This is a genomic window from Cryobacterium sp. TMT2-10 (genome assembly GCF_004403075.1).
Lineage (GTDB): Bacteria > Actinomycetota > Actinomycetes > Actinomycetales > Microbacteriaceae > Cryobacterium > Cryobacterium shii.
This window is the reverse complement of record NZ_SOGW01000052.1, coordinates 1-13,190: the sequence shown is the minus strand read 5'-3', so window position 1 is coordinate 13,190 and position 13,190 is coordinate 1. Positions and strand designations below refer to the sequence as shown.

The following is a 13,190-nucleotide window of genomic DNA, read 5'->3' as shown; positions in this document are numbered from 1 at the left end:
GCGCCGGCGGGCGGCCCCGAGCTGGGGCGCCCCAGCCGCCGGCGGGCCCGAGCTGCCCCGCTGCGCCGCCCGGCAAGTCCGTTCTGCCTGCGCGCGGGCTCACTGCAGCCACGGATGCTGGCCAAGGCAACGGCGCGGAGCAAGGCGACCCACGACTAACCAATTCGACGGAGATTTTGATCTAAAAAGGTGATTGCGCGCTGTTTTGGCCCGATTTCGGCAGAATCTCCGTCTAATTCGTTCGGACGGGAGGGCCGCGCACAGGTGTCTGTCCGACCGGCGGCCTCCCTCCTTATCTGCGACCTGACCGTGGAGACCGCGACTAACCAATTCGACGGAGATTTTGATTTAAAACATTGATTTCAGCCTGTTTTGGACCGATTCTGGCAAAATCTCCGTCGAATTCGTTCGGACGAGCGGCGAACGGCAGACGGGGAGCGGGGGTGAGCGGGGTGAGCTGGGTGAGCGGGGGGAGCTGGGTGAGCGGGGGGAGCGGGGGTGAGCGGGGTGAGCTGGGTGAGCGGGGTGAGCTGGGTGAGCGGGGGGAGCTGGGTGAGCTGGGTGAGCGGGGGTGAGCTGGGTGAGCGGGGTGGATGTCGCGGGCGGGGCGAGCGGCGAGCGCACACACGAGCGCATCACACGGACCGGTCAGGCGCGGCCGAGCGAGCGCAGCATCCGTTTGCGCAGTTCCTCGACCCACAGCACGAGCGAAGCCATGCCCACACAGACCAGCCAGTGCAGCGGGTCCATCGAGGCGGTGCCGAACGCGGCCTGCAGCACCGGGAGTTGCACCACGGCGACCTGAAGCAGCACGGCCAGCAGGATCGCACCCCACAGCCACCGGTTCACGAACAGGCGGTGGAAGGCGCTGGTCGACTCCGAGCGGGCGTTCAGGGTGTTGAACAGCTGGGCGAAGACGAGGGTGGTGAAGCCGGCGGTGCGCGCCACGGTCAGGCCGTCGCTGCCGGGGTCCAGCGCAGGCAGGAGACCACCGGGCAGGAACAGATCGATGGTGGCGAGGGTGACCACGGCCATGACCAGGCCGGTGGACATGATGCCCACCCACATCCGCCGGTCGATCGCCCGGTCGGTGATGCGCCGCGGCGGGCGCGCCATCACGTCGTCGATCTCGGGGTCGACGCCCATCGCCAGGGCCGGCCCGGAATCGGTGACGAGGTTGATCCAGAGGATCTGGGTGACCAGAAGCGGCAGCACCACGGTCTCGGTGCTCGCGCCGGTGAGCCCCAGTACTCCGGCCAGGAGCACGCCGAGGAACACCGTGAGCACCTCGCCCATGTTCGAGGAAAGCAGGTAGCGCAGGAACTTCTTGATGTTGTCCAGGATCACCCGCCCGGCCCGCACGGCGGCCACGATGGTGGCGAAGTTGTCGTCGACCAGGATCATCTTCGCGGCCTCCTTCGTCACCTCCGTGCCGGTGATTCCCATGGCCACGCCGATGTCCGCGGATTTCAGGGCCGGCGCGTCGTTGACGCCGTCGCCGGTCATCGCCACGATGTCGCCGTTCGCCTGGAGGGCGTCGACGATGCGCAGCTTGTGGCGGGGGGAGACGCGGGCGAAAACGGATGTCCCGCGCACCGCCTCCCGCAGCCCCGCCTCGTCGAGGCGGTCGAGATCCGCTCCCGACAGCGCGGTCGCCCCGGGCCGGTCGATGCCCAGGTCGCTCGCGATCCGGGCCGCCGTGCCCGGGTGGTCCCCGGTGATCATCACCACCCGCACGTCGGCGCGGTGGGCCTCCGCGATCGCCGCCGTGACCTCGTCGCGCGGCGGATCGATGATGCCGACGACCCCGGCGTAGATCAGGTCGCGTTCGTCGGCCTCATCCAGCGGGGCGGTGTTCTCGTCGGCGCTGCTGTAGGCGACGCCCAGGGTGCGGAACGCCTGCGCGGAAAGCTCCTGAATGTCGGCCAGCAGCCGCCGCCGCGACTCGTCGTCCAGGGGCACGATGGTCTCGCCGACCTGCAGGCGCGTGCACCGGTGCAGCAGAACGTCGGGCGCGCCCTTGCTGAAGATGCGCAGGCTGCCGTCGCTTCGCTCCTGGTGCAGGGTAGACATCATCTTGCGCTCCGAGGTGAACGGCATCTCCCCGAGCCGGTCGAACCGGGCCATGTGCACGGTCGTGCCCTCGAGTTTGGCCGCGGCCACCAGGAACGCGGCCTCGGTCGGGTCGCCCTGGATCTCCCACTCACCGTCCCGCTCCGCCAGCTGCGCGTTGCCGGCGAGAGAGCCGGCGCCCAGCACGAGCTGCGTCTCGTAGCGCAGGGCCGGGTCGGTGAGCGGCGCCCCGCCGTGGCGCACCTCGCCCTCGGGGCGGTAGCCGACCCCGGTCACCTCGACCCGCCCCGACGCGGTCAGCACCCGCTGGATCGTCATCTCGTTGCGGGTCAGCGTGCCGGTTTTGTCGCAGCAGATCACGGATGCGGAACCGAGCGTCTCCACGGATTTCAGGCTCTTGACCACGGCGTTCTGCCGCGCCATCCGTTGCACCCCGATGGAGAGGATCACCGACAGGATCGCCGGCAGCCCCTCGGGGACGGCGGCCACGGCGAGGGAGACCCCCAGCAGGAACACCGTGACGAAGTCGGCGGGGGTGGACACGCCCTGCGCGAGCACGATCGTGAGCATCACGACGAGGGCGATCGCGATGACCACCATGCTGAGCAGTTTGCCGATGTGGCTGATCTCGTCCTGCAGCGGGGTGGGGTGCGCCTGCGTGCTGTCGAGCATGGTCGCGATGACGCCCACCTCGGTGTCCATGCCGGTACCCGTGACGACGGCCCGACCGACGCCCTCGCTGACCGCGGTCGCCTTGAAGACCATGTTCAGGCGGTCGCCGAGCCCGACGGCCGCGGGGAGGGTGCGCGGGTCTTTGGTCACGGACTGGCTCTCGCCGGTCAGGGAGGCCTCCGCGATGCGGAGCGCGGTCGCCTCGGTGAGCCGGGCATCCGCCCCCACGCTGTCGCCCTCGCCGAGCACGAGCAGATCCCCGCGCACCAGCTCGGTGCTGGGCACGGTCGTGAGCAGGCCGCCGCGCAGCACGGTCGAGGATGCCGCGGTCATGGTGGCCAGGGCGGCGACCGCGTTGTCGGCCCGCGCCTCCTGCACGAAGCCGAGCACGGCGTTGAGAATGACGATCGCGGCGATCACGATGGCGTCGACGGGCAGCCCGGCGGCGCCCTCGATCAGCCAGGCCCCGATCGACACCGCGGTGGCGACCAGCAGCAGGTAGATCAGGGGGTCCTGAAACTGGGCGAGGATCTTGCGCCAGCCGGGCACGGGCCGCACCGTGCGCAACGCGTTCGGTCCGTCGGCCGCCAAGCGCCGGGCAGCCTCGTCGGTGGACAGCCCGGTCGTGACATCGACCTCGAGGCGGCGGGCGATCTCGCCGGCATCAACCAGGGACGCGTCGACGAGTGACGCGTCGACGCGTGACGGGTCGACCGCTGACGGCTCGAGGCCCGGCTCACCCTGCCCGGGTTGCTCCGCTGGAACCGACGCGTCCATCTGCAGAGGTCCTCGTCTCCGGTGTCTTCGGTGTCCGGTGTATCCGGAGTGTCCGGTGCCGCTCCCGGTCCACCGGGTGCCGCCCCGGGAGCCCGGGTCCAGCCCAGTCTAGATCCGGCCACTGTTCCCGTTCCGGTCGAGAGTGGCCGCTGTGCCGGTCACTCTCGACCGGAACGGGAACACTCGCCCCTCACGGCCGTGCCCCACGGCGCGCGCTCAGCGCCACTGGCTGGAGTCGATCTGGATCGCCACGACGTAGAGGTGCCGGCCCTGCTCGATCTTCTCCACTTCGTACACCCGCACCGGCGTCTGCGGCACGGAGTCGAGCGTCGTCTCCGCTCCCCCGGCCGTGATCGGTTACGACGCCATCACCCGGTATGCCCCGGCCGGTGATTTCGAGGGCTACGTCACCTACGGGATCGGCGTCGGACGCCCGATGGACGAAGACCGGTCCACCCGTTTTCTACTCCGCCGCGCGCCGCTCGACAAGGGCACCGTGACTGTTCCCGTTCCGGTCGAGCGCGGCCGGTATGCCGGTCACTCTCGACCGGAACGGGAACTCTCGGGGCTACGGGAACTCTCGGGGCTACGGGAACTCTCGGGGCTACGGGAACTCTCGGGGCTACGGGAACTCTCGGGGCTACGGGGCTACGGGGCGGCGGGGCTACGGGGCTACAGGGCTACAGGGCTACAGGGCGGCGGGAGCGACGGGAGCGGCGGGCACGAGTTCGGGCGGCGCGCCCCGCGCGGCGAGCCAGTCGTCGAGAACGGCGGCGGAGACCGGGCGCGAGAGGTGATACCCCTGCGCGAAGTCGCAGCCGTAACCGATCAACTTGTCGTAGGCCGCCATATTGTCCACGCCCTCGGCCACCATGCGCAGGCCGAGGCTGTGGGCGAGCGCAATGGCCGAAGAGACCAGGGTCGCGGCCCGGGCATCGTCCACCATCGGGAAGACGAAGGACTGGTCGAGTTTGAGCTCCTCGATCGGCAGGTCGCGGAGATAGGCCAGCGAGCTGTAGCCGGTGCCGAAGTCGTCCACCGAGATGCGAATGCCCTGACCGCGCAGCCGGGTCAGGATGGCGCGGGCCCGATCCCGGTCGTTCAGGAGGAACTCCTCGGTGATTTCCAGGGTCAGTGCCGCCGCGGTCAGCCCGCGGGCGGAGATCATGGCTCCGATCCGCTCCGGCAGCTCCATGTCCACGCGGGAACTGGCCGACAAGTTGACGGCGATCCGCAACGGATGCCCCTGGGCCTGCCAGACGGCCGCCTGGTCCAGGGCTTTCCGCAGCACCTCCTGCGTCAGCGCGTGCATCAGCCCGGCCTCGTCGACCAGTTCGATGAACTGGTCCGGCATGAGCATGCCCCGGGTGGGGTGGTTCCAGCGCACGAGGGCCTCGACGTCCTGCACGTCCCCGGTGACAAGGTCGACCTTGGGCTGGTAGTGCAGCACCAGCTGGTCATCGGTGAGGGCGAACCGCAGGTCCTGCAGGGTGCGCAGACGGATGTCGCCGTGGCTGTCGTCCTCGCTGTCATAGACTTTGTGCCCGGTGTGCCCGGTGTGCGTGGTTTTGGCCTTGTACATCGCCATGTCCGCCTTGCGGAGCAGGGCGATCACGTCCTGTCCCTGCTCGGGGTAGAGGGAGATGCCGATGCTGACGCTGGTCTGCAGCGCGATCCCGTGGAGCGTGAACGGCACGGCCAGTGCGGAGCGCAGCTTTTCGGCCCTGGTCGCCGCGTCCTCCCTGGTCGAGTCGCCGAGCAGGATCGCGAACTCGTCGCCGCCCAGCCGGGCCAGAAGGTCCCCGGAACGCAGCTGCTGCGACAGACGGATGCCGACCTGGATCAGCAGCCGGTCGCCGACGTCATGGCCGAGGCTGTCGTTGACCTCCTTGAACCGGTCGAGATCCAGCAGGAGCAGGGCGCTGTGGCGGTGCTCGGATGCGGCCAGGCGGAGCGGGACATCCGTGTTGAACGCCCGGCGGTTGCGGAGACCCGTGAGGTCGTCGGTTCGGGCGAGGAGGCGCAGCACGCGTTGCCTCGCGACGAGGGGGATCGCGGCCAGGGCCATGGTCGCGCCGGCCAGACCGACGGCCGGGCCGGACACGGGAACCTGGCTGGCCAGGAGCAGCACACCCAGTCCGGCCAGGGTCGACACCGCCGGAACGGCGAGGGCAGACACGTTCGTGACCGGGCGGCTCGGCAAGGGCAGCGGGGTGGTGGAGCGATCAACCCAGAGGGCGATCAGCAGCGTGCCGATGTTCCAGCTCGCGTCCAGCGGGGTGCCGACGAGGTAGCCGCCGCCCAACAGGGCGAAGGCCGTGTCGGCGGCGGCGAAGACGAGCAGTCCCGCGACGAGCAGGAGCCAGCGGCGGCCGGACGTCGGACCGTGGGTGGCGACGATCACGGCGACGGCCGCGACCAGCAGAAGGTCCAGGACCGGGTAGGCGGTAGCGACCGCCATGGTGAGGGAGACCGGACCCGACGTCGCGGAGTCCAGCACGGGGCTGAGCAGCACTGCCAGCACGGCGGCGGCGCCCAGGGAGCCGACGGCGCTGTCGAGGAGCACCGACCACGCCGATCCGCGGAGCCGGCGGTTGACGAGCACGGCCAGCGCGCCCAGCATCAGGGCGTAGAACAGGAGGTAACCCGCGTCTGCCGGCGAGGGGAACGGCGCCGCACCGCCGGAATCCGTCGACGCCAGGTAGTACGTGTCCGCCAGCGCGTTCGCGGTGAGAGCGGCGGCCGCCAGGGCCACCTCGATGCGGCCCCCGCCGACCCGGCGCAAGGCGAGCCAGGCGATGAGCACGGGGACCCACTCGGAGACCATGGCCAGCCAGCCGTCGACCAGCGGGCTGAACCCCGAGCCCTTCACCACCAGGCCCACGGCGTAGGCAACGACGAGGAGGCCGGCGAGCAGGAGCAGCAGGGTCCTCGCCAGCCCGCGGATCGAGGTGTCCCCGGCCGACATCCCGGTCGAGGTACCGGTCGAGGTCCCGGTCGATGTCACCCCGATCAGAGCGACCTGGCCGGGTCGCCCGTGCGGGCGGCGATCCACAGGTCCAGCTGTGCGGCCGGAACGGGCCGGCACATGAAATAGCCCTGCGCGTAGTCGCAGCCGTAGCGCACCAGCTCGTCGTAGGTGGTGGCGTTCTCCACACCCTCGGCCACCATCCGCAGGCCCAGGCCGTGCGCGAGGTCGATCGTCGAGGCCACCAGGGCTGCGGCCCGGGGGTCCTCGGCCATCGGGAAAACGAAGGACTGATCGAGCTTGAGTTCGTCGATGGGTAGATCGCGCAGGTAGGCCAGCGAGCTGTAACCGGTGCCGAAGTCGTCGACGGAGATACGGATGCCGCTGCCGCGGAGCCGCACCAGGATGTCCCGGGCCCGGTCGCGGTCGGCCATCAGGAAGTCCTCGGTGATTTCCAGGATCAGGGCGCTCGCGGTCAGGTCGCGGGCCTTCAGCATGGCGCCGACCCGCTCGGGGAGGTCGGCATCGACCAGGGAGCTGGCCGACAGATTCACCGCGACGGTCAGGGGTCGTCCCTGGCTCGCCCAGTCCTGGGCCTGGTCGAGGGCCTTGCGCAGGACCTCCTGGGTGAGGCCGTGCATGAGGTTGGCCTCTTCGACCAGGGCGAGGAACTGATCGGGGAAGAGCAGGCCACGCGTGGGGTGGTTCCAGCGCACGAGGGCCTCGACGCTGTGGACGATGCCCGCCGACAGGTCGATCTTCGGCTGGAAGTGCAGCACCAGCTGGTCGTTCTCCAGGGCGACGCGCAGCTCCTGCAGGGTGCGGAGCCTGGTCTCGCCGTGGCTGTTGTCCACGCTGCGATAGACGTGGTGACCGCTGTTGTTCGACTTGGCCTTGTACATCGCCATGTCGGCCTTGCGCAGCAGGGCGGTCAGGTCGTCGCCCTGCTCGGGATACAGCGCGATCCCGATACTGACGCTGATCTGCAGGGCGATTCCCTCCAACGTGAATGGCGCCGCCAGCACGTTTCGCAGCTTGGCGGCCACGGACTCAGCCTCGACCTGGCCGGAATGGTCGAGCAGGATCGCGAATTCGTCGCCGCCCACCCGGGCGAGGAGGTCCCCGGTGCGGAGCACGCTCAGCAGGCGGTCACCGACCTGCACCAGGAGACGGTCGCCTGCGTCATGTCCCAGGCTGTCGTTGACCTCCTTGAAGCGGTCCAGGTCCAGGAGCAACAACGCGCGACGCTGGCTGCGGTCGGTGCTGAGGCGCAGGGAGACGCCGGCATACAGGGCGCGGCGATTGGGCAGCCCGGTCAAGTCGTCCGTCCTCGCCTGGCGCCGCAGGGCCACCTGCCGGGAGACCAGCGGGATGGCGGCCAGGGCCATGGTCGTGGCCGCGAGCCCGACCGCGAACGCAGGAATCGGGACCTGGCTGGCCAGGATGAGAACACCGAGGCCGGCCGCAGTGGAGATGGCGGGCAGCGCGAGAGCGGCCGTACCGTTCACATAATGGGGCGACGCCGTCTCGGGGTTGGCGGCGGCATCCGTCCAGGTGGCGATCAGGGCCAGGCCGACGGCCCAGCCGGCGTCCAGCGGGGTGCCCACCACGTAGCCGGTGCCGATCAGGGCGTAGACGATGTTGGTGGAGGCGAAGATCACCAGGCCGAGCACGAACAGGATCCACCGTCGCTTGTCTACCGGGCCCTGCGAGATCGCGATGCCGGCGATGCCGGCCACCAGCAGCAGCGTGAACAGGGGGTTGCCCATGCCCGGTGCCAGGGAGAGGCCCGTCCCGTTCTCATCGATCGATAACAGCACGGGAGTGAGCAGAACGACCAGCGCCGAGGACGCGCCGAGGACACCGATGGTGCTGTCCAGCACCACCGACCAGGTTGTGGTGCGGATCTGGCGGCGCAGCAGGATCACGAGCACGGACAGCATCAGAACGTAGAACCCGAGGTAGCCGACGTTGTTCGGCGCCGGGAAGGCGACCGGTCGGACATCCGCCGGAACCAGGAGGAGGTAGGTGTCGGAAATGCCGACCAGGGTGACACCCGCGGCGGTCAGCAGGAGTTCAGGACGACGGAAGCTCGTTCTGGCCGCGGATGCCCAGCAGACACCGACGAGAGCCAGTTTGATCAGGCCCGCGAGCCAACCGTCGAGCAGGGGGCGGGGAGCGTCGCCGGGCAACAGCAGTCCGGCCACATAGGCGGAGACCAGTAATGCCATGACCCACATGAGCTTCGTGCCCGGACTGGCGATGTACACGCCGAGTCGGCGACGGTAATCAGCACCTGACTTCGACTGCAATGGACCCCCACATATTTCATGATCAGAGTAGCAGCGGGGACGGGCTGTCAGTGGCCGATGACAGCAGGAAAACCGTCGCCCGGTGAACGTTGGGGGCAGGGTGGGATAATCGGTGCGCGGAACGCCCGGGATCAGGCTCGCCACGAATACGATTGAACCGTAGGACTGACGACCCCGTAGGGCCGGCGTGCACGACGAGCGGGAGGCAATCATGACGATACTGGTGGGTTATTCGAGCAAGTACGGCGCCACCGAGGGGATCGCGGAGCGCATCGCACGGAAGCTCCGCGAAGCGGGTCGCGAGGCCGAGGCCCGACCCGTCGCATCCGTTGACAACCCCGGCGACTACGCCGGGTTCGTGATCGGCAGTTCCGCCTACATGGGCTCCTGGCGCAAGGAGGCGACCGAGTTCGTCAAGCGCAATCGGGAGCTGCTCGCGACCCAGCCGGTCTGGCTGTTCAGCAGCGGGCCGCTCGGCGCGGCGGGCAAGGACGCCCAGGGCCGAGACCTGCTCAAGGAGTCCGAGCCGAAGCAATTCGAGGAGTTCAGCCAGGCGCTCCAGCCGCGCGGGATGCAGGTGTTCTTCGGTGCACTCGACCCGGCCGTGCTCGGCCGCCGCGACCGGTTGGTCCGGCGTATCCCGTCGGGCCGCGACCTGCTGCCCGAGGGAGACTTTCGCAACTGGGCCGCGATCGACGAGTGGGCGGCGGCCATCGCCAAGGAGCTGCCGGCCGGCTGACGCCCGCTGACCGCTCTCAGGGCCTGTCAGCGCTCGAGCAGGCCGCGGATATCGTCGGCGGTGAGGGCGTCGCTGAAACCGGTGCCTTCGCCCCCCAGCACGGAATCGAACAGGGCGGCCTTGCGCTGCTGCAGGGCCATCACCTTCTCCTCGATCGTGCCGGTCGCGACCATGCGGTAGACCATCACGTTGCGGGTCTGACCGATCCGGTGGGTGCGGTCGACGGCCTGCGTCTCGGTGGCCGGGTTCCACCACGGGTCGAGCAGGAACACGTAGTCCGCCTCGGTCAGGTTGAGACCGAACCCGCCTGCTTTGAGGCTGATCAGGAACACCGGCTCGGCGCCCGTCTTGAACCGGTCGATCACCTCCGACCGGCGCAGGGTGGAGCCGTCGAGGTAGCAGTACGAGGTGCCTCGGGCGTCGAGCCGGGCCGCGGCCTTTTGCAGGAACGAGGTGAACTGGCTGAAGACAAGCGCCCGGTGGCCCTCGGCGACGACGTCCTCGAGCTGCTCGAACAGGGCGTCGAGTTTGCTCGACGGCACGCCGGCGTATTTCTCGTCCACCAGGGACGGGTCCAGGCTGAGCAGGCGCAGCAGGGTCAGGGAGCGGAAGACGATGAACCGGTTCTGGTCGAGGTCGTCGATCAGGCCGAAGAGTTTCTGCCGTTCGCGCTGCAGGAAGGTGTCGTAGAGGGTGCGGTGCCGGGCGTTCAGCGGGATCTGCAGCACCTGCTCCTGCTTGGGCGGCAGCTCGGGGGCGACGAGTTCCTTGGTGCGCCGCAGCAGCAGGGGGCGGATGCGTCGGCGCAGCCTGGCCAGCCGCTCCGGGTTGTCCCCGCGTTCCACCGGGCGCACATATTCCTCGGTGAACCGGCGGAGGGAGGGGAACAGTCCGGGGGCCACGATCGCGAACAGCGCGTGTAACTCCAACAGGTTGTTCTCCAGCGGGGTGCCCGTGATGGCGAGCTTGAACGGGGTGTTCAGTTCGCGTGCGCACTGGTGCAGCCGGGAGGTGCGGTTCTTCACGAACTGCGCCTCGTCGAGGATCAGTCCGGCCCAGCCGTGGGCCTGGTAGGCCTCGAAGTCGAGACGGAACAGCGTGTAGGAGGTGACCAGCACGTCGGCGCCGGCCGCGGCATCCGTCAGGGTCACGCCGGACGCCGCCTCGGTGGCCGTGATCACCCGCACCGTCAGGCCCGGGGTGAAGCGGGCGGCCTCGGAGGCCCAATTGGCGACGACGGATGTCGGGGCCACCACCAGGAACGGCCGCCGGTCGGTGCCGGGCTCGACCGGGCCCGGCTCGCCGGTGGCGTGCACGATCAGCGCCAGGGTCTGCAGCGTCTTGCCGAGGCCCATGTCGTCGGCGAGGATGCCGCCCAGCCGGTGCCGCCAGAGGAACGCCAGCCAGGTGAAGCCCTGCATTTGGTAGGGGCGCAGGGTCGCCCGCACGCCGGCCGGGAGGGCGGTCGGTGCGAGGACGGGGGCGGGGCTCGTGTCGGTGCTCGCGGCCGCGCCGGTGCCGGTGTCGCCGTTCGGGCCGTTCAGGGCGAGCAGCCCGGACACGGCCGCGCGCCACGCCACGGCCTGCTCGGTGTGCTCGGCGAGGTCCTCGAACTCGGCCCAGAGCCCGGCCTGGTAGCGGCTGATCCGCAGCCCGGTGTCCCATTCCTGCAGGGCGCGGGCCTCGTCGATCAGTTCGTGCAGCCGCTCGAACGCCGGCTGCCGCAGCGAGAGATAGCTGTTGTCGACGAGCAGGAGCTTGTTCCGCCCCTTGGCCAGCGCCTTGAACAATGGGCCGAACGGCACGCTGCGGCCGTCGATGGTCACGATCACGCCGAGGTCGAACCAGTCGCGCTGGTCGGTCTCGATCGTGGTGATGGTCAGCTCCGGCGTCTCGGTCAGCTCGCGGTAGTCCGGCTGCACGCCGACGGCATCGACCCGCACGCCCGGCAGCGCCAACCGCCCCAGCGTCTTCTCGGTGAACTCGGCCGCGTCCACGCCCTGCAGGGTGACGGATGCCGCGGCCGGGCCCAGCCGCCCCTGCCCGGCCTGCTCGAGCTCTGCGTTGACCCGGCCCAGGATGTCGCGCTCGGCGGCCGTGTCCCTGCTGCCGTCGTCGCCCGTGCCGTTGTGGTCCGTGCCGCCGTCCGTGCCGTCGCCGTCCGTCCCGTCGCCGTCCGTCCCGTCGTCCGTCCCGTCGTTCGTCCCGTCGGCGGTGCCATCGTCGCCCGGAGCGTTCGTCGTGGCGGTGGTTACGGCCCGGGGCGCATGCTCGAGCCTGCGCCCCGGGCCAGAACCTGCGCCACGAGAGTCGGCCGGGCTGTCGGCCGGCCTCCCGGCCGGGCTCCCGGCCTCGGCCCGGACGGCCCGGACGGGCAGCAGGGGCAGCGAAGGCAGCACGGGCAGCACGGGCAGCGCGGTCACGGCGGAACCCTCGTGGTACTCCCAGTGCCACCCCAGGTCGAGGGTCTGCCGGGGCCGGAAGCGTGCGGTGAGCACGAGCACGGGCGGGTCGGACTCGGGGAAGTGCACGGTGGCATCCGTGCTGGTCACCGGGAGGGCGTGGCGCAGCGCCGGGTAGAACTCGGTCAGGAACTCGGTCACGTCGGATTCGGGCACGATCACGGAATCGGGCCGGCCGAGCAGCCGGGCCTGTTCGGGGCTAAGCGGGCCGGCGGTGGGGGCCAGGGTGAACGCCGGCTGCGGACCCAGGGCGAAGCCGTACACCCCGTGGGTGCCGATGGCGCCCGCCCGTGCGGGGTCGTGCGGGGCGCCGTCGAACAGGAGCCGGGTGGTCAGGCGCAGGCCGGCGGGCGCGGGCACGGTGGCGGGGGTGGTCGCGGGGGCGACGTCGATGGTGTCAGGCACGGCGGGGTGCGCGGTGGTCTCGAGCGCGATCGCGTCGAGGAGCTCGTAGTCGATGTGCGCGGTGGCGTCGAGGCTGACGCGGGCCTCGCGGTGCACCGTGACCGTGGCATCCTTCTTGCTGCCGACCAGCCGCAGGCCGAGCACGTCGGCTTCGTCGAACAGAGTCCAGAGCAGCGGGCTCGCGAAGTCGTCCAGGTAGAGCCAGTCGGCTTCCTGGCTGGTGTAGACGCCGCGCACGGCCCGGTGCAGGGCGAGGAGCTGGCTGAGCCAGCGGTGGTGGGCCAGGTTCAGGTTCAACCGGTTCAGGTGGAAGCCGAGCTGGTTCCAGGACACGTTGGTGCGCACCCAATTGCCTCGGGCATTCAGGATGACCGGCCGCACCCCCAGCCGCAGGACGCCGTGGCCGGCGCCGAGGGACGTGACCGTCCGGGCCGTGGCGCCGCGCCAGCGGTCGTTCGTGCGGGGTGTCTGCTCGCGCAGCTCGAATTGGAGGCCCATGGCCACGGGCGGGGCCGGGGCGGCGCGCCGCGCGCCCGGTGACACGGCTGCGCCGGCCGGCTCAGCGGCGCGCCCCGCAATCCGCTTCCAGTCCGCCCGCGCCGGGGGAGACCCGGCCTCAGACATGGCTCCATGCTCTCACGCGGGCCGCACAGGCGGAGCGCCGCCGTGTCCGGTGTTCACCCAATTCGACGGAGATTTTGGCTCTCCTGTCGTAACCGTGGGTTAAACCCGGCCGGGGAGTACTGGTTTGTGGCCGCCGAGGCTGAGCATGGCGAGGGCGA

5 protein-coding genes are annotated in these 13,190 nt (G+C 70.2%); 1 reads left to right on the top strand and 4 read right to left on the bottom strand.

Annotated elements, in window-relative coordinates:
* Positions 1-648 precede the first annotated feature (648 nt).
* The 3 genes from E3T37_RS05980 to E3T37_RS05965 form a co-directional block, all read right to left on the bottom strand.
* Positions 649-3,522 (bottom strand): cation-translocating P-type ATPase, encoded by a 2,874-nt coding sequence (locus E3T37_RS05980; protein WP_134365900.1) that lies wholly within the window; start codon positions 3,520-3,522, stop codon positions 649-651.
* A 688-nt stretch (positions 3,523-4,210) separates the two neighbouring features.
* On the bottom strand, positions 4,211-6,577 hold the full coding sequence (locus tag E3T37_RS05970) for a bifunctional diguanylate cyclase/phosphodiesterase (RefSeq protein WP_134365899.1): 2,367 nt from the start codon (positions 6,575-6,577) through the stop codon (positions 4,211-4,213).
* On the bottom strand, positions 6,535-8,721 hold the full coding sequence (locus tag E3T37_RS05965) for a bifunctional diguanylate cyclase/phosphodiesterase (protein WP_134365898.1): 2,187 nt from the start codon (positions 8,719-8,721) through the stop codon (positions 6,535-6,537). The genes E3T37_RS05970 and E3T37_RS05965 overlap by 43 nt, the downstream gene beginning before the upstream one ends.
* 292 nt (positions 8,722-9,013) lie before the next feature.
* On the opposite strand from E3T37_RS05965, the gene E3T37_RS05960 reads away from it, so the two are divergent.
* Complete coding sequence (locus E3T37_RS05960) at positions 9,014-9,541, top strand: flavodoxin domain-containing protein (protein WP_134365897.1); 528 nt, start codon at positions 9,014-9,016, stop codon at positions 9,539-9,541.
* Positions 9,542-9,567: 26 nt separating this feature from the next.
* On the opposite strand, the gene E3T37_RS05955 is transcribed toward E3T37_RS05960, so the two are convergent.
* On the bottom strand, positions 9,568-13,032 hold the full coding sequence (locus E3T37_RS05955) for a DEAD/DEAH box helicase (RefSeq protein WP_194087843.1): 3,465 nt from the start codon (positions 13,030-13,032) through the stop codon (positions 9,568-9,570).
* Between the last annotated feature and the right edge of the window lie 158 nt (positions 13,033-13,190).